This window comes from Hymenobacter sp. M1-2, from assembly GCF_057808495.1.
In genome coordinates this window covers 19,129-37,415 of the sequence record NZ_JBTYZO010000038.1, presented here as the reverse complement: position 1 = coordinate 37,415, position 18,287 = coordinate 19,129, and the positions used below count along the sequence as shown (strand labels likewise).

13 protein-coding genes are annotated in these 18,287 nt (G+C 61.0%); 5 read left to right on the top strand and 8 right to left on the bottom strand.

Annotated features, from left to right (window positions below; all coding sequences use genetic code 11):
- The 8 genes from ACYSMN_RS24515 to ACYSMN_RS24480 all read right to left on the bottom strand — a co-directional run.
- A partial coding sequence (locus ACYSMN_RS24515; protein ID WP_488926569.1) for a glycoside hydrolase family 30 protein occupies positions 1-712 on the bottom strand: 712 nt, incomplete at its 3' end.
- A gap of 112 nt (positions 713-824) precedes the next feature.
- Entirely contained in the window at positions 825-2,267 is a 1,443-nt protein-coding gene (locus ACYSMN_RS24510) for a glycoside hydrolase family 125 protein (protein WP_488926568.1), read from the bottom strand.
- Between the two features lie 36 nt (positions 2,268-2,303).
- Positions 2,304-3,755 (bottom strand): glycoside hydrolase family 30 protein, encoded by a 1,452-nt coding sequence (locus ACYSMN_RS24505; protein ID WP_488926567.1) that lies wholly within the window; start codon positions 3,753-3,755, stop codon positions 2,304-2,306.
- A 183-nt stretch (positions 3,756-3,938) separates the two neighbouring features.
- Complete coding sequence (locus ACYSMN_RS24500; protein WP_488926566.1) at positions 3,939-5,216, bottom strand: sugar MFS transporter; 1,278 nt, start codon at positions 5,214-5,216, stop codon at positions 3,939-3,941.
- A 184-nt stretch (positions 5,217-5,400) separates the two neighbouring features.
- On the bottom strand, positions 5,401-6,906 hold the full coding sequence (locus ACYSMN_RS24495) for a RagB/SusD family nutrient uptake outer membrane protein (RefSeq protein ID WP_488926565.1): 1,506 nt from the start codon (positions 6,904-6,906) through the stop codon (positions 5,401-5,403).
- Between the two features lie 13 nt (positions 6,907-6,919).
- On the bottom strand, positions 6,920-10,393 hold the full coding sequence (locus ACYSMN_RS24490; RefSeq protein ID WP_488926564.1) for a SusC/RagA family TonB-linked outer membrane protein: 3,474 nt from the start codon (positions 10,391-10,393) through the stop codon (positions 6,920-6,922).
- A gap of 21 nt (positions 10,394-10,414) precedes the next feature.
- The gene (locus tag ACYSMN_RS24485) at positions 10,415-11,452 is read right to left on the bottom strand and encodes a FecR family protein (RefSeq protein WP_488926563.1); all 1,038 of its coding nucleotides are present in this window, start codon (positions 11,450-11,452) and stop codon (positions 10,415-10,417) included.
- A 206-nt stretch (positions 11,453-11,658) separates the two neighbouring features.
- Positions 11,659-12,255 carry an RNA polymerase sigma-70 factor gene (locus ACYSMN_RS24480; protein ID WP_488926562.1) on the bottom strand — a complete coding sequence of 199 codons (597 nt, stop codon included), beginning with the start codon at positions 12,253-12,255 and terminating at the stop codon, positions 11,659-11,661.
- A 354-nt stretch (positions 12,256-12,609) separates the two neighbouring features.
- Here ACYSMN_RS24480 and ACYSMN_RS24475 point away from each other — a divergent pair, with 354 nt between their 5' ends.
- From ACYSMN_RS24475 to ACYSMN_RS24455, 5 genes are all read left to right on the top strand, one after another.
- On the top strand, positions 12,610-13,179 hold the full coding sequence (locus tag ACYSMN_RS24475; protein ID WP_488926561.1) for a glucose-6-phosphate isomerase family protein: 570 nt from the start codon (positions 12,610-12,612) through the stop codon (positions 13,177-13,179).
- Positions 13,179-14,948 carry a class I mannose-6-phosphate isomerase gene (locus tag ACYSMN_RS24470; RefSeq protein ID WP_488926560.1) on the top strand — a complete coding sequence of 590 codons (1,770 nt, stop codon included), beginning with the start codon at positions 13,179-13,181 and terminating at the stop codon, positions 14,946-14,948. Before ACYSMN_RS24475 ends, ACYSMN_RS24470 begins: the two co-directional genes overlap by 1 nt.
- A gap of 149 nt (positions 14,949-15,097) precedes the next feature.
- Positions 15,098-15,871: a glucose-6-phosphate isomerase family protein gene (locus ACYSMN_RS24465; protein ID WP_488926559.1), complete on the top strand. Its 774-nt coding sequence runs from the start codon at positions 15,098-15,100 to the stop codon at positions 15,869-15,871.
- A 94-nt stretch (positions 15,872-15,965) separates the two neighbouring features.
- Positions 15,966-16,772 carry a DeoR/GlpR family DNA-binding transcription regulator gene (locus ACYSMN_RS24460; protein WP_488926558.1) on the top strand — a complete coding sequence of 269 codons (807 nt, stop codon included), beginning with the start codon at positions 15,966-15,968 and terminating at the stop codon, positions 16,770-16,772.
- A 78-nt stretch (positions 16,773-16,850) separates the two neighbouring features.
- On the top strand, positions 16,851-18,245 hold the full coding sequence (locus tag ACYSMN_RS24455) for a sugar porter family MFS transporter (RefSeq protein ID WP_488926557.1): 1,395 nt from the start codon (positions 16,851-16,853) through the stop codon (positions 18,243-18,245).
- The last annotated feature ends 42 nt before the right edge of the window (positions 18,246-18,287 follow it).

Sequence of the window (18,287 nt, the reverse complement as noted above, 5' to 3'; positions counted from 1 at the left end):
CCGGCTCGTTTTGCAGCGTGACGGCGTAGATGGGCAGCCCCACGTTGCCGTAGGCCTGGATGTACTTGACGAAATAGTCGGCGTAGATGCCGTACTTATCCAGCTCCAGGTAGCTGCCGTTGAGCGTGTAGTCGTGCTTCATCCAGGCTGGCGCACTCCAGGGCGTGCCAAAAATGCGCAGCTCGTTGTTCTTACTGCGGGCGGCTTGCAGCATGGGCACCACGTCGTCGTAGTCGCCGGCCAGCGAGAAATTGTCCAGGTTGTAATCCGTCTGGCCCTGTGGTATGTCGTTGTAGGTGTAGCTGTAGAGCGAAAAATCCGAAGCCCCAATGGTATGCCGTACCACGTCGAAGCGCAAGCCGCCTGAGCCGAACATCTCGTTCAGCAGGTCGTCGCGCTGGCTGGCATTCATTCTTTGGTTTATCAAGTAGGCCGCCGAGCCCGTCATGGCCGCCCCGAAGCCATCCATGCTTTGATACGTGGTGTACTCATCTACGGCGATGGTCGTGGGATTGTACCCCCCATCGGGTTCGAAATTGAAATCGTACTGTTGCTCAAGCAGCTTGCTTTGGTCGCCATAGGTGAGCCACACGCTTACCGTTTCGTAGGACTGCGCCCCGAGCGGCCTGGGCGCGGGGTGGAAGGCACTGAGCCCACACACGGTGAGGCTGCCAGCCAGCAAGGCAAGCAGCGGACGGGAATAGTTTTTCATAGCAGTGGGGTTGGGTTGGAAAAAGGAACAATAGGCTCCCGCAGGAGCGAAAAAGTCGCGGAACCGACACCCAGAAAAACGCTTCCCGCCCCCTGTGGGCAGCTTGGTTTGGCTAGGCGCGCAGCAATTGGGGTTGGGTGGTGTGCATTTTCAAAATCAATTCTCCGAATAGGGTATTAGCCCAGGCAAACCACTTGCGGCTGAACTTCTCGGGGTTGTCCTGGTCGAAGCTTTCGTGCATGAAGCCCGTACCGGCGTGGGTGGTGCGCAGCCACGTGAGGCACTGCTGCATTTCGGCGGGATCCTGGCTGGTGAGGGCGCGCATAATGATGCCCAGAGGCCAGATCTGGCCCGCTCCCACGTGCGGGCCGCCAATGCCTTCGGCGGCTTTGCCCTTGTAGAAATAGGGGTTATCGGGCGAGAGAATGAGGCGGCGGGTGGCCTGGTACACGGGGTCCGGCACCGGCACGGCGCCCAGGTACGGCAGGGCCAGCAGGCTCGGCACGTTGGCATCGTCCATGAAAAACTGGTTGCCGAAACCATCGACCTCGAAGGCGTACACGCGGCCGTGGCGCAGGTGCTCGGCCTGGGCGTACTGGCGGGCGGCCGTTTCCACTTCCTGGGCCAGGGCGGTGCAGTCGGCGGCAAAAGCGGCGTCCAGCTTCAGGGCCGTAAACAACTCGGCCACCTGCCGTAGACTCACGACGGCAAACAGGTTGCTCGGCACTAGAAAGGCGTACTGCGTGGCGTCGTCGGAGGGGCGGAACATGGAGCAGATCAGGCCCACCGGCCGCACGGGGTTGCCGTAGCCGCCGCCGGCCAGCGTATCGGGCTGCCAGCTGGTTTTGCGCCCGAATTTGTAGGGGCCTTTTCCCTCCTTGCGCTGCTGCTCCCGGAAGGTGCGCAGCACGAGCTGCATAGCCTGCTGCCACTCCGCGTCGAAGGGGGCGGTGTCGCCGGTGGCCTGCCAGTAGCCGTGGGCCAGCCGGATGGGGTAGCAGAGCGAATCCACCTCCCACTTCCGCTCGTGCACGCCGGGCTTCATGTCCGTCTCGTCGTCTTTCCACTCGCTCACCTTGGTGGCGTCGGCGTAGAAGGCATTGGCGTAGGGGTCGAGCAGAATGCAGGCCGCTTGCCGGTGAATGACGCCGCGCAGCAACGTTTGCAGCTTCTGGTCTTGCTTGGCCAACGGCAGATAGGGCCACACCTGCGCCGAAGAGTCGCGCAGCCACATGGCGTCGATGTCGCCGGTAATGACGAACGTGTCGGGCTTGCCGTTGCGCGTGCCTACGGTCACGGTGGTGTCCAGGGTGTTCGGGAAGCAGTTCTCAAACAGCCAGCCCAGCTCCTCGTTCCGGATGTCCTTCCGCACTTTCTTGATGGTGGCCTCTACCGCCTCACTCGTAAACTTTCGGTCCTTCGGGGCCGGGCGCCGACTCACGAAGCTGCCTTTCAGGTTCGTGTCGGCAAAAGCCGACAGGTACGGGCCTCCGTAGACCAGGCCCGCGGCGGTTAGCGTGGTGAGGTGCAGAAAGCGGCGACGACTGTGTAGCATTGACATCATGCAGAAGTACTCAGATAAGTAGTTAGGTTACCAGACGTAAGTGGCCACCCCGCCGCCCGGCAGCGTGGGTTGCACCAGCTGCTGGCCGTGCCGGATACCGAATGATTTGGGCTGGGCTCCTTCGTTCTGCACGATGAGCACCGTTTTGTTGTCGGGGGTGCGGAAGGCTACGTTGGGCAGGCCGGCTATTTCGCTCGAAGCCACCCGCACCGAGCCGGGCCGCACGAATTTGCTGGCGTGCGCGATGATGTAGTAGGCATCTTCGCGCCGCACGGTGTTGCCGTCGAGCGTGACGGCGCCGCGGCATTCGGTGCAGCCGCCCGGCGTGTGCGGATTTTGCTGCGGGTCGGCGGCCAGGTTCCACTCCAGCACGGTACGGGCCCAGTTGCGCGGCGCCCCAATCACCAGATTTTTGGTGTGCCAGGCCAGGTTGTCCTCGAACCTGCTTTTCGACCCCACCCACTGCTCCGTGAAGTACACGTGCTTGTCGGGATGCGCCGCGTGCACCTGGCTCAGCGCCTCAATGGGCCCGCCGTACAAGTGAAAGGCCGACCCATCGACGTAGGCTTTGGCGGCTGGGTCGTTGAGCACGGTGAGCGGGTACTCGGGCTTGTCGGCGTTGTGGTCGTAGATGATAATCTTGGTGTCGAGCGGCGCGGCTTTGAAGGCCGGCCCCAGGTGCTGCCTGATGAACAGGGCCTGGTCCGGGGCCAGCATCAGCAGGCTGGGGTTGTTGCCGGGATGCAGGGGCTCGTTCTGCACCGTAATAGCGTCGATGTGAATACCCTCGGCGGCGTAGCCCTGCACGTATTTCACGAAGTAGCGCGCGTAGGCGTCGTAAAACTCGGGCTTGAGCGAGCCACCCTTGGAGTTGCCGTTGGTTTTCATCCACGTCGGCGGCGACCAGGGCGAGCCGAGCAGCTTGATACTGGGGTTGATGGCCAGAATTTCCTTGAGCACCGGCATCAGATGCTCCTTGTCCGGGGCCAGGCTGAATTTAGCCAGGGTTGGGTCGGTTTGGCCGGCGGGCAGGTCGTCGTAGCTGAACACGCGCTCATCCAGATCCGAAGCCCCAATGCTGAGCCGCAGGTAGCTCACGCCAATGGCGTTGCCGTCCGTACCGAACAGCTCTTGGAGCAGCGCGGCTCTTTCGGCGGCGCCCATGCGGTGCAGCAGCTGCGCGCTGCCGCCCGTGAGCGTGTAGCCAAAGCCGTCCATGCTCTGGAACCGCTCTTGGTCGTTTATTTCAATGACCGGGCCGGAGCCAGCGCCTTGCACGGCTGGCAAGCCGGGCTGCTGCTGAAACAGCGTTGTTTTGTTGGGCGTGGTGAGCCACACCTGCACCGCTCCGCCCGCCGAAACCGGCCCGGTGGGGCCTACGCTTGGCTTCGTGGATGCCGTCTGGCAAGCTGTACCGAGCAGAGCCGCTAGCATCCACAGCCGCGCACGAACTTCAACATGTTTGAAAATAAGGCGCATAATGGTCAAAAAGGAGAGATGAGTCTGCACTCACCTAAAGTAGTCTGGCTCAAAGCCACACAAATGGAATGGGCCGAATCCCGCCCCCTAGCAACGCCTTCCCACGAGCGTTGGCCCGCCATGGCGTCGTGCCATAACCGACCAGAATTCGAATCCCATTCCGGTATGCGTGATAAGCCATAATCATGCAGCCGGGGTAGCCCGACGGGTGCCGCGCAGCCCATACCAGCCGATGTAGAGGTAGCAGAGCACGGGCAGCGCGAAGGCCAGGCGCAGGCTCGTGGCATCGGCCACCAACCCGAAGAGCAGCGGCACCACCGCCCCGCCCACAATGGCCGTGCACAGCAGCCCCGAGGCCTCTTCCGTCAGCCGCCCCAGGCCCGCCACGGCCAGCGTGAAGATGGTCGAGAACATGAGTGAGTTCATCAGTCCCACTGCCAGCAGACTGTACATAGCCAGCTCGCCCGTCGTGTTCACCGACACGAGCACCAGCAGCACCGCCCCGAGCGCGTTGGCTGCCAGCAGCCGCCCCGGATTGATACGCCCGAGCAGGTAGGCCCCGAGAAAGCGCCCCACCATGGCCGCGCCCCAGTAGTAGGAGACCTGGAAGCCGGCTTCCTTCGGGGGCATGTTCAGCACGTCGGGCAGGTTGAGGTAGCTGACCAGGTGCGAGCCAATGGCCACTTCCGCCCCCACGTAGGCGAAGATGCCCACCACCCCGAGCACGAGGTGGCGGTGCTGCCAGGCCCGGCCCAGGTCCGTAGCCGTGTAGCCATCGGGTGAGCCGTGCTCGATGAGCGGCAGCTTCAGGCGGCTCAGCAGCAAACTCACCAGCAGCAGCGCCCCGCCAATGCCCAGGTACGGCAGTTGCAGCGCCGCCACGTCGATGGCGTCCGCGGAGGCCGCGTCCAAGTCGGGCAGGCGCGCGAGAATGAGCGAGGCACCCAGCAGCGGAGCCAGGAAGGTGCCCAGCGAGTTGAAAGCCTGCGTAAGCGTGAGCCGGGCCGGGGCCAGCTCGGGCTTGCCCAAAATGGCTACGTAGGGGTTGGCCGCTACTTGCAGCATGGTAATGCCGGAGGCCAGCACGAACAAGGCGCCCAGGAACAACGCGTAGGAGCGGCTGGCGGCGGCGGGGTAGAACAGAAAGCAGCCCAGCGCCGCCACGGCAAAGCCGAGCAGCATGCCGCCCTTGTAACCGATACGCTCCACGAGCTTGCCAGCGGGAATGCTGACGAGAAAGTAGGCCCCGAAGAAGCAGAAGTTGATCAGGTTGGCCTGCGTGTAGCTCAGACTGAAGATGGCCTTCAGAAACGGAATCAGGATGTCGTTGAGGCAAGTGATGAAGCCCCACAGAAAGAAGAGTACCGTCAGCGAAGCCAAGGCCGAGGTGTAGCGCGGCGCGGCGCCCATAGCAGCAGCAGCGGCCGGACGAGTCGTAACGGAAGAAGCAGGTAGAGCCATAGTCAAAACCGAAAAAACGAGGAGGAATAAGGTCCCGGACAGGAATCCTGGACTAGTTCTAATGCCAAGCGCGACGGACGCTGCTACTCACGCGCCTGCTGCAAAGCCACAGCCGTAAGAAGCAAGAATAGGAGCGGCGGCGTTGCAGCGCCGCCGCTCCTGCTAACTCCCTCACTAAGCCATCTTAGAAACCGGGATTCTGCTCTACGTTTGGGTTGTTGTTGATTTCCTGCTGCGGAATTGGGAAGAGCAGATAATTCACATCCCGCCGATTGAGTTTCTCCTGGATTATATCCAGGGCGTCTTTTGGATGGTTCACGCCGGGCACCGCCGCTTCATGGCGGGTGTAGCGCAACAGATCAAACCACCGCTCCCCTTCCAGGGCCAGTTCCAGCCGCCGCTGCCGGTCTATCTCGTTGCGCATGGTGGCCGCGCTGGCCGCTTGTGGGGAGGCGGCAGTAAGCTCCGCTAGCCCAGCCCGCACTCGTACGCGGTTGAGGGGAGCCAATGCTCCAGCCGGACCACTTTGCTCGTTGGCCGCTTCGGCCTGCATCAGATACACGTCGGCCAGCCGGAGCACGTAGGTGTTGTCGGGCGAGTTGAAGCCGTTGGGGTTGCCCGGCCATTTGTAAGTGAACGGGCCGTCGTCGTTGCCGGTGCCGGCTTTCCGGGCCACGTAGCTCACGTGGTCGCGGCCGGCCGGTGTAATGCCCGCAAATGCCCAGCGAAGATCGGTGCGGCGACCTTGTGGGTCGTTGGCCGGGTAAGTGACGGTATCCGCCGCGTTAGGCCCGCCGCCCAGCAGTTCGGCCGTTGGCAGGTTGAATTTTGAAAATGAGAACGTCGCCGGCGGCGTGGGCAGCGCCACATCAGGAAAAATGTTGCCGCCGTCATCGGCCCCTGCAAACTGAATCTCAAACACCGACTCGCTCTTGCTTTCGGCCGGATACAGCAGCTTGGGTCGGGCCGCCAGTGTGTACAGGTTACTGTTCACCACGGCGGCGGCGGCCGTGGCGGCCGCTGCCCAGTTGCGTTGGGTTAGTTGCACACGTGCCAGCAGTCCATTTGCTGACCCTTTAGTAGCTCGGTTGCGGTCAGTAGCAGTGCCGGTCGGTGCCAGGGTCGCAGCCTGGGTCAGGTCGTCCACTATCTGTTGGTACACTTGCTCAGTGGTGGCCTGACTCAGGTTCAGCACGGCGGCGTCGCTCGACTCGGTGGGCTCCAGCCGCAGAGGCACCCTCCCGTACAGGCGCACCAAATTAAAGTAATGCAGCGCCCGCAGAAAGCGGGCTTCGCCCAGAATCTCGTTGCGGCGGGCCTCAGGCATGGCAATGCTGGGTACGTACTTGAGCACGGCATTAGCACGGTTTATACCAATGTAAGCCGCCCGGTACACGCGTAACACCTGGCCCGTGGTAGGCCGCCAGGTCAGCCGTTCCATATCGATGATGTCGCCGTTAACGCTGGTGCAGTTGTCGGATGGCATCTCCCCGACCACAAGTAGGTCAAGGCCGTAGGTACCCTCCACTTGCAGGGCGTCGTAGGCGGCGGCGATGCCGGCTTCGGCGTCGGCGTCGGTCTTAAAGAAATTGGTGGGCGTAACGCTCGCCAGCGGTTCTTTCTCCAGTATGCTGTCGCAGCTCGCCAGCAGCAACATGGCTGCCAGCGCGGGGTAAAGTATTCTTTTCATGGGTGGGAATCGGTTAGAAATTGGCGTTGAGGCCTATCGAGTACGTGCGTGCCTGCGGGTACACGCCCAGGTCGCGGCCGAAGCCGGTGCTGGAGAAAGGGTCGGCGCTCACTTCCGGGTCGTAGCCCGAATAATCGGTCCAGGTTACCAAGTTCTGCCCCGTCACGTAGATGCGCACGTTGCTCAGCGACGCTTTCTGGGTGAATGCCACCGGTAGGGTGTAGCCCAGCGTCAGGTTTTTGAGGCGCACGTAGGAGCCATCTTCAATGAAACGGTCTGAGACCTGGGTGTTGCCGGCGGGGTCGCCGAACACTGCGCGGGGCACGTCGGTGTTGGTATTCGTAGGCGTCCAGCGGTTCAGCACCCGGGTGGTTTGGTTGAGGGCCTGATTCAGGCCTTCGGTGCTGCGGCGGTTTTCGTTGTAGATGTCGTTGCCAAACGAGCCTTGAAAGAACACGCTCAGCTCCAAGCCTTTGAAGGAGAAGGTGTTGGTAACCCCCGCGAAAGCTTTGGGATTGGGATTACCGATGGTGGTCCGGTCAGCGTCGCTAATCCGGCCGTCGCCGTTCAAATCGCGGAAGCGAATGTCGCCGGCGCGAGCGTTGCTGTTCTGGGCCTGGGCTTCGGCATCCGTCTGGAAGAGGCCATCCACCTGAAAGCCGTAGAACGTGCCTAGCGGCAGGCCGGCCCGCACGATGCTGTAGTCGCTGATGATGGCCAGGTTCGCTTCCGCCCCTTGCTCATTGCGGAAGGTGCCAATGTCAATCACCTCACTGCGGTTGATGGTGAAGTTGAGGTTGGTGGTCCAGTTGAAGCCGTTGTCGGCCCCCTGGAAGTTGGTGGTGTTCAGGCCTAACTCAAACCCTTTATTTTCCACCTCACCCAGGTTCTGAATAATAGTCCCAGTTTGGGCACCATTCTGCGGCTGCGAACCGGTGCTCAAGGGCAATGGCACGTCAAACAACAACTCGGTGCTGCGCTTGCGGTACACGTCAGCGGTAAAGGTCAGGCGGTTTTCTAGCAGACCCAGATCCAGGCCCAGATTCACTTGCTTGGTAGTTTCCCAGCTCACGTCTTCGTTGCCGATACGCTCCGGGGCAATACCGCCCGCGATGCTACCCGTGCTTTGGTAACCGAAGCCCGACGCATACGTGGTGAAGCGGGCGTAGTTGCCGATTTCCTGGTTGCCGTTTTCGCCGTAGGAGGCGCGCAGCTTCACGTCTGATACGGCCGGCAGCTGCGGGAAGAAGCTTTCCTTCGACAAGCGCCAGCCCACGCTCACGGCCGGGAAGTAACCGAACCGGTTGTCTTTAGCGAACCGGCTCGACCCGTCAGCGCGCAAGCTCACCGTAGCCAAGTAGCGCCCCCCGTAATCGTAAATAGCGCGCCCGAACACGCTGAACAAGCCCCATTCTTCCTCGAAGCTGCTTAGGCTTCGGTTGGCCGTGCCCGCCGACAAGTACGGGGGCGTATTGGACGGAAAGCCCGTGACGCGGGCGTTGGACGCAAACCGGTTAGACGCCTGCACCGACTGGCCAGCCAGCAGCGTCAGGGTGTGGTTCTCGCCCAGCGAGGGGTTAAAGGTCAGCGTGTTTTCGTTGAGCCAGATGGTTTGCTGCACCGTGCCGGTGCGGGCCGCGCCCAGCGTAGCCGGGTCAGGGGTGGCGGATTGCCGGTTCCCAGGATACTCGCGGGTGATAAACTCGTTTTCAAGCTGGGCCCGGAAGTCGATACCCACCGACGAGCGGAATTGCAGGTTTTTCAGGATGTCCACTTCCCCGAACACGTTCCCAATCACCTGATAGATAATTGCATCGTTGCGGGTTTCAAGCAGGTTGCCTACTGGGTTATCAAAGCTGCTGTTGAACGGGTTTTGGCCGTACGTGCCGTCGGCATTGCGCACGGGCAGGGTCGGAATCTGGGTGATGGTGCCCAATACAGTGCCCCCACTGTTGGAGCCGGTCTCCGAACGCACCGCGCCGTTGTTGTTGGTGCGGCTTAAGTTCAGGGCGGTGCCCACCCGGAAGCGGGTGCCCACTTCCTGGTCAAGATTCAGCTTGACGTTATACCGGTCGAAACCGGAATTGCGGAAGATGCCGTCCTGCTTGAAATAGCCGCCGCTCAGGTAGTAGCGGGTCTTCTCGGTGCCCCCACTAGCGTTGATTTGATAGCTCTGAATGGCCGCCGTGCGGTACACCTCGTCCTGCCAGTCGGTGTTGGCGGGCAGGTTATCGAGGTTGGGGTAAGGAATGGGCCGAACATCGCCTGGCGAAGCGGTAAGATTGAAATTAGCCGTAGCCTCGTTGAAATACTCAGCGAACTGCCGGGCATTAAGTACGTCAATCTTATTACGCAGTTCCTGGCGGCCGTAGTACACATTTATTCCTACCTGCGCCTTGCCAGCTTTACCTCGCTTGGTCGTAATTACTACCACCCCGTTGGAAGCCCGCACGCCGTAGATGGCGGCAGCGGCCCCGTCCTTCAGCACGTCAATACTCTCAATATCGTTAGGGTTGAGCGTATTAAGCGGATTGGGCGCCTGGTTGCCAATACGCAACTCACGGTCGTAGGTCGGCAGCACGGGCACTCCGTCAATCACGTAAAGCGGGCTATTGTTGAGGTTTACCGACGAATTACCTCGGATGCGCACGTTGATGCCTGCACCAGGCGCGCCGCTCGGCGCTGTTACCTGCACGCCGGGCGTCTGGCCTTGCAGGGCCTGGTCGAAACCGGCCACCGTCTGCCGCTCAATTGCTTTGGCACCCACCGACGACACGGCCGTGGTTAGCTCCTGCCGGCTCTGCGTGCCGTAGCCCACTACCACCACCTCGCTCAACGCTTTGGTGTCGGTGGCCAGCCCTACGCTCAATGGAACTGAGGCATTAGTGACGGGGACTTCCTGCGTCACGAAGCCAATGGCACTGAATACGAGCGTGCTGCCTTCCGGCACCGTGAGCGAGAACGAGCCGTCGGCATTGGTGGACACGCCGTTGCTGGAGCCCTTTTGCAGCACCGTCACCCCCGGCAACCCCTCGCCGTTGTCCCGGCCCGTCACCCGGCCCGACACCGTAATGTCGGCTACGGCTTGCGTAGTTGCCGGGCGGCTGGTGTTGCGGCCGTTGGCCGATTTCACCACGTAGTAGTTGTCGCGCAGCTTTTTGTACTTCAGCTCAGCCTGCGGCAGGGCGGCCGCCAATTGTTCTTCCAACGAGCCGCTGGCCGGAGCAGCCACTTGCTTGCCGCTCACGAGGCTGCTTTCGTAGAAGATAGTCACGCCGAAATTAGCTTCCAGCTGACCCAAAAACTCCTTGAGCGACACCGTTGCCGCCGGCGCACTAGCCTCGGCGGTCGTTTGGGTTACGGTGCGGTTGGCAGCCAGCAGCTGCGCGGTAGCGGGTGATTCGGCGGCCTGCAACAGCAGTACGCCCACCGTGGCCGAGGCTGTAGCAGCCAGGCGCCCGCCAAGTCGGGTATGGTTTCGGTTCATAAAGTGGGGGTGTGGGAATTGTTATTCAGAAAGAATCAGCTGGTTGTTCTGGCGTGTCACCTTCAGCTGGAAGGATTCTTCCAGGGCTTGAAGCAGCACGTCCAAGTCCCGAATGGGCACGGTACCCGTGATTTTGCGTTCATTCAATTCCGACGTTGCCACCACCACATCCAACCCGTAGGTGTCGCGCAGGCGAGTCGCCAGTTCAGCAATGCTGGTTTCGTCCAGCACCAGCTTGTCGTCCTTCCAGGCCGCGTAAGAGGGGGCGGCCCGAACGGTTTTGTGCACCAGCGCCTGGGGCCGGGCATCGTGGGTTTCCACTAGCTCGCCGGGCTTCATCACCACGTCGGGCTGGGTTTTATCGGCGAAGTCGATGCGGACTTTGCCGGAGAGCAGCACTACGCGGGCTTCTTCGCGCCGCCGCAGGACCGTGAATTTGGTACCGAGTACTTCCACGTTGAAACCAGCCGTGGTGTGCACCACGAAACGCCGGTGATTGGGCGTGTGCTGCACCGAGAAGTAAGCTTCGCCGTCGAGCCACACTTCGCGCGGCTGGCTGGCGTCGTCGGTGTTCCAGTTGCCGGCGTAACGCAGGCGGGAATTACCATTGAGGGTCACCTCCGAACCATCGGGCAGGCGCACTGTGCGGGTTTGGCCGTAGGGCGAAACGGCAGACTGGTTGATGGCCACGGCGGCCGGGCGAGGCGCCTGCGCCACCAGCCAGCCCCCTGCTACCAAAACGCCCGCAGCGGCCGCCGCTACGGCCCAGCGACGCCACCCTGCCACCACTGCGGGCCTTACGAGAGGGGCATCATCTTCATAAGCATCCAACCCCAGGCGCTGGTGCAAAGACACCAACAACTGGTCGTAATCGGGTTCTTCGGTGGTGGACGCACTTGGTTGAGCTTCGAGGCTTTCCCAGTGCGTGTGCATCCAATGCTGCGCTATCAGTTGGTTGGCGGGCTGCGTTAGCCACTCGCGCACGGCAGCCGTTTCCACGGGCGTGGTAGTGCCCCGCACAAAGCGGTTGAATAAGTTTTGCGTAACTATTGGTAGCATGGGCATCAGGACGCTAGAAAGGCTTCTGAGTGGTAATACACCGAAGTCTGCTGCTACCCTGACTCGTTGAGCTGACTTTTTTAAAGTTTTTTCATAAACCCTGTTTTCAGCGTCGTTTGGGCATAAAAAAACCGCCTATCGCGGGGGCAATTAGGCGGCTTTTCTTTTTCGGTAAGCGAGTACTCACTATTTGCCTCTGGGTTTCATCAAGTCCCTAGTGCCAGCAACAACGGCAGCCAAACCAGCATATCACCGTGCAGCCGGAAGTAGGTGCGCAGGAACTTCAGGGCCTGCGCAATTTGCGTTTCCACGGTCTTGACCGACAAGTTGAGCTCAGTGGCTATTTCAGCATAAGACAGGCCCTGCTGGCGGCTGAGAGTGAAAATATGGCGGCGTTTGGGCGGCAGCTTGTCCAGCGCTGTGAGATAGAGCTGCTCCAGTTCCGTGTATTCCACTTCCTCACTCACCGAAGCCGATTCGGCCGCGGGCAGCAACTGCACAAACTTCTGGTAAGCGCCACTCCGCTGCTGACTACGTAACTGGTTGAGAATAGCGTGATGCGCGGTGGTAAATAAGTAGCCTTTTAAAGGCACATCATCGCGCAAGTCGTAGCGCCTCTCCCATATTTTGAGGAAGCAGTCCTGCACTATTTCCTCTGCTTCCGCTCGTGACTTAAGATACCCGTAAGCGAAGCGGTAGACCCGAGGACCATACTGCCGAAATAAGGCATCAAATGCCTGGGTATCGTCCAGCTTTAGCTGTCGAAGCCAGGTAAGTTCCAAGGAATTGTAGTACTGTTCCAATGGGTGGGGACTATTGGATTGTGCCTAAAGCTATAGGAAATATTTGAAGGCTTAACAAAGACATGACATTAATTTTAGTAAACGTTCCTAGCAATGCGTTATAAAAACCATGATACGCGCTAAAGATGATGAATTTACGCTTTTGTGGTCTTGCCCCTCATTATATAGGTCAATTACTATCCGATGTAATACACCTATTTCAACCAATTATATGTTTGTATTTGATTAAATCAATCATAATATTGCATCATAATCCGTTAAAATCTTCACTCGCTTCCCATTGTTTCTTTGTTAAATCAGCTGCATGCTGTAAGGAGTAGTACGGGATTCTTCAATTCTAACTTTTGCTCTTCAATGTCTTTGGTTCCTTTTGTCAGCCTTCAAACCGGCGAGCTAGCTGGCAATGCCATTTCAACGAGTCAACGCACTCTAGGCGACCTGCGGGGCGTGTTTGCCGATGAGGCTGCCCGGCAGGCTTTGCCCCAAGACCAAGTAGCGTATCGGGTGCAGCTGTACCTGCCCGTAGCGGAAGGCACAGAGGGAGGTCTGTTCTGGGGCAATACGTTCATTGAGCCCGGCTTGGTTGGCGACGAATACTTCATGACCAAGGGGCATTTTCACGCGCAGCGCAACCGGGCCGAGTATTATGTTGGCGTGGTTGGTGAGGGCGCACTCATCCTGATGAGTGAGGACCGGCGCACGTGGGTAGAGGAAATGCGGCCCGGCTCCGTGCACTACATTCCCGGCAATACGGCCCACCGCGTAGCCAACACGGGTTCTTCTACCCTCTCGTTTTTGGCCTGCTGGCCTTCCGATGCCGGCCACGACTACGAAACGATTGCCGAGCAAGGCTTTGGGGCGCGCCTGCGCAACGTGAACGGCCAGCCGCAACTCGTACCCGAATCTTCCACGCCCTCCCACTAATGCGGCATTCCACCTACGATAAATTCCCTTTCGTGCCGGTTTCTCCCGCTGCGGAAGCCTGCCACGTCGGTTGGTCAGACATTGGAGCCACGCTGAAAGCAGCTCTGCCGCCCGCGGCAGCAGGCGCGGCCCAGGTACTGGTGGTGGAATGCTACCCCGGCACCGACGTGGCGCAACTCAAACAGGAGCTGCTGCGGGCATTGGCTCCGGCCCGGCTCATCGACACGCAGGATTTGCTGCTGAGTCCCACCAAAGTCGAGGAGTTCGTGCAGCCCCACCTCACCGACGACCCGGTATTTGGGCGGCTCAATGGTCTCACCCTGGCTGATTTTCTGGACCCAACCAAAGTGCGGGCCGCGCAGGAAACCATAGCATTAGCGGCCGGCCGGCTAGTACTGGTGATAGGAACGGGAGCGGCGCTGGTGGTTTCCGAACCGGCGGTACTGGTGTACGCCGATATGGCCCGCTGGGAAATCCAGATGCGGCAGCGGCGCAACGAAGTAGCCAACCTAGGGGCCGACAACTTCACCGAAAAAGCCAGCCTGAAGTACAAGCGGGCCTATTTCGTGGACTGGCGCGCCGCCGACCGGCTCAAGAAGCAGTTGCTGGCGCGCCTCGATTTTCTGCTCGATACCAACCAGCCCGCCACGCCTAAGCTCATCAGCGGCACCGACCTACGCCAGGGGCTTGCCCAAGCCGCGCGGCAGCCGTTTCGGGTGGTGCCGTTCTTCGACCCGGGCCCCTGGGGCGGCCAGTGGATGCGCGAGGTATGCGACCTGCCCGACGGGCCGCCGAACTACGCCTGGTGTTTCGACTGCGTGCCCGAGGAAAACAGCCTGCTGCTCGGTTTTGGGGAGGAACGGGTGGAAATTCCTAGCCTCAACCTGGTGTTTCAGCACCCGCGGGAACTGCTCGGCGAGGCCGTGCATGGTCGCTTCGGCACCGAGTTTCCCATCCGGTTCGATTTCTTAGATACGATGGGCGGCGGCAACCTTTCCTTGCAGGTGCACCCGCTCACGGAGTACATCCAGGATAAGTTCGGAATGCCCTACACCCAGGACGAGAGCTACTACATGCTCGACGCGGAGCCCGGCGCGGTGGTCTACCTAGGGCTGAAAGAGGATGCCGATTTTCCGGCCCTGCTCCAGGACTTGCAGCGCGCCCAAGACGACCCGGCCGCACCGTTTCCCGATGCGCAGTACATCAACCAGTTTCCGGCCCGCAAGCACGACCATTTCCTAATTCCGGCGGGTACCATTCATTGCTCGGGAGCGGGCGGCATGGTGCTGGAAATTTCCGCTACGCCCTACATTTTCACCTTCAAGCTCTGGGACTGGCAGCGGCTCGGGCTCGATGGCCGACCCCGCCCCATTCATCTTCAGCACGGCGCGGCCAACATTCAGCCCGACCGCCGGACGGCCTGGGTGGAGCAGCACCTGGTAAACCGTTTCGAGCCGGTGACGCAGAGCGAAGGCTGGCGCGAGGAACGCACGGGCCTGCACGAGCGGGAGTTCATTGAAACGCGCCGCCACTGGTTTACGGATGCCGTGCCGCACCACACCCGAGGCGGCGTGCACGTGCTCAACCTGGTAGAAGGTGCGGAAGCCCTGGTCGAGAGCCCCACCAACGCCTTCGCGCCCTTCGTGGTCCACTACGCCGAAACCTTCATCGTTCCGGCGGCAGTGGGTGCCTATACCATCCGTCCCCACGGCCCCGCCGACGGCACCGAATGCGCCACCATGCAGGCCTTTGTCCGCACCGGGTTTTAGTGTTTGGTTTTTGGTTGGTGGTTTTTGGCTACTAGTGCAGCCCCACATTCGTCATCGGCTGCAATGCGGCTTCAGCAGGGTAAATACTTGAAAGTCAATAACCATCACTCCCAACCAAAAACAAAAAACCACCAACCAAAACCCAACCCATGTTTGATCCTGGATTCGATATTCAGTCCACTCCTGACCTAGGCTTTCACTATGGACCGGGTGTGTTTGGGCCCGCGCCGGAATACCGCACCTTGGATGCTATTCGGCCGAGTCTGCGGGACCCGCTGGCCTCCGGGCCGGAGCGCGTGTACGGCATTGCGATGGATGTGGGCAAGCAGCAGCACCGGCCGGAACTGGAGCATCGGATGCTGCTCTACGGGGCCGTGACGTACGCCGCGGGCCAGTTAGGACAGGAGCCGGTACGCAGCCAGGGCCACGTGCACCGCGTCTCGCAACATAGTGGCTGGTCGCCGCCAGAGGTGTATGAAATCTGGGCGGGGCGGGCCGTGGTGTATATGCAGGAGTACGCCGCCGACCAGCCTGGCCGCTGTTTTGCCGTTGCGGCGGGCCCCGGCGACGTGGTGGTGGTGCCTCCTACCTGGGCCCACGCCACTATCTCCGCCGACCCCAACCAGCCTCTCACCTTCGGCGCCTGGTGCGACCGGGAATACGGCTTTGAGTACGATGCGGTGCGCGCCCGCCGGGGCTTGGCTTGGTACCCGCTGCTCACGGAAGATGGGCAGCTACAATGGCACGCCAACCCGCACTATCAATCCAGTGAGCTAGTGGAAAAGCGGCCCCGCGCTTATGCCGAATTCGGCTTGACCGGCGATGCGCCCATTTATACCCTGTTTGAGCGTGATCCGGCGGTGGTGCAATGGGTTTCCAATCCGGCCTTAGTGGAGGAGTTATGGGTTGATTTTGAGCCGTAGATTGTGGGACCCTAGCAACCCGCCATGTTGAGCTAACGGCTACCCGATTCCCATTCGGCCCACAGCGCAACTGGCTTCACCTTCCCTCCTTCTTATGAGCGACTCCCCCCTTATTGCCTCCGAAAACTCTGCTGAGCAACGGGCTCAGCTTATCCTCGAAACCCTGCTGCACGCTGGCTCCGTGTCGGTTGAGGACTTAGTAGCACGCTTCCAAGTGTCGCCGGCCACTGTGCGCCGCGACCTTATTGAGCTGGAGCAGCGCGGCCGTCTGCGCCGCACGCACGGCGGGGCCAAATCGGTGGAACCACTGCTCTACGAGCCCTTCCGGCACGATTCCTCGTTTCAGGAGCAGATTGACCGGTTTACGGCCGAGAAGCGCCGCATTGGCCTAGCAGCGGCGGCCCTCATCCGCGACGGCGAAACGGTTTCGCTCACGGCCGGCACTACCACCACCCAAGTAACGCGCAGTTTGCGGCCCCGCAGCAACGTGACCGTGGTTACGAACACCGTGAACGTGGCCATGGAGCTAAGCCAGCGCGACGACGTGCAAGTGGTGGTAACGGGTGGTTTTCTGCGGGGCGGCTGGTTTTCGCTGGTTGGGCCGGTGGCCGGGCACACGCTCAGCCAGCTGTTCGTGGACAAGGTCTTCATCGGCGTCAATGGTATTGATGCCCAGAAGGGCCTCACTGCTTTTCACCCGGAAGAAGCCGCCGTGAACCGGCTCATGATTCAGCAAGCCAAACAGAAAATAGTGGTAGCCGACCACAGCAAGCTAGGCCAAGTAGTCACCTCTCTCATCTGCCCTACCACCGACGTGGACCTGCTGCTCACCGACACCGGCGCCACCGACGAGCAGATTGCGCCTTTTCTGGCGCTCGGCATCAAAGTACAGCGCGTGTAAACTCCGCCAAAACGGCCTCACCCAAGTTTCCTGCTTTTTCAGGAAGCTGACTCGCACCTCAAACCCAATCCCACCGATATGAAACCCTACTACGCCCTGGGCGGCATGACCCGCGACGTAGGCGGCGCGGCCGCCACTTTGCCGGCCGCCGGCCAACCCGGCTACGTCTACCTTATTTCGGCGGTGGCGGCGCTGGGCGGGTTGCTGTTCGGCTTCGATACGGCCATCATCAACGGGGCGCTGGTTTTTTTGAAAAAGGACTTCGGGCTGAGCGATGGACAAACGGAATGGGCGGCCAGCAGCATTTTGTTTGGGGCCGTGGCCGGAGCCGCCGTAGCCGGTGCCCTCACCGACCGATACGGGCGCAAGAAAGTGCTGTTCTGGGCGGCGGCGCTGTTTATGGTTTCGGCCGTGGGGGCCGCCCTGCCGGTCTCGCTGGGGCAGTTTGTGGTGGCGCGCGTGATAGGGGGCTTGGCTATTGGGGTGGCGTCCATGCTCTCGCCGCTCTACATTGCGGAAGTAGCGCCGGCGCGCATTCGGGGCCGGCTCGTCACGCTCAATCAGCTGGCCATCGTGTCGGGTATTTTGCTGGCTTACCTCGTGAGCTACGGGCTGGCCGATCTGGGCCTGGTGGCGTGGCGCTGGATGTTCGCGTCGGCGGCGGTGCCTTCCTTGCTGTTTCTGCTGGCCTTGCTGCTGGTGCCGGAAAGCCCCCGCTGGCTGATGGGGCGCGGGCAGCACGCTACGGCCTTGGCCACGCTCACTAAGCTTTCTGGCCCGCAAGCTGCCGCCCTCGAAGCCGCCGACATCGAGCAAGGGCTGGCGGCGGAGCGCGGGGCCGAGGCCAGCTTGAGCCAGCCCCGGCTGCGCCGGCCTTTGGCTATTGCGGTGGTCCTGGCGGTACTCCAGCAGATTACGGGCATCAACACCATTCTCTACTACGGCTCCATCATCTTCACCGAATACAGCAACCAAACGGCCGCTTCCGCCATCGGGGCCAATGCTATTATCGGGCTTATCAACTTGCTGGGCACGGTGGTGGCGCTGTTCATCATCGACAAAGTAGGCCGCAAGCCGCTCTTGCTGCTAGCCTCGAGCGGCATGTTTCTGACCTTGAGTCTGCTGAGCGTAGCGCTGCACCAGCACGCCACTGGTCCCTTGATCCTGGGCCTCATTCTGGGCTACGTGGCCTGCTTTGCGGTGGGCCTCGGGCCGGGCGTGTGGGTCGTGATTTCGGAGATTTTCCCCAACGGCGTGCGGGGCCGGGCGGTGTCGTTGGCCACGGTGGCACTCTGGGCGGCGTGCACGCTCATCACCTTTACGTTTTTATCCCTGGTGAATGCCTTGGGCGTGGCTGGTGCCTTTGGCATTTACGCCGCGCTGTCGTTGCTGACGGCCGTATTTGTGTGGCGGGCAGTGCCGGAGACCAAGGGCCGCACGCTGGAACAGATTGAGCAAGGCTGGCAGCGGTAGTGAGAAGTGAGAGGTGAGGACGTGGAGCCGTTTTGGGTTGGG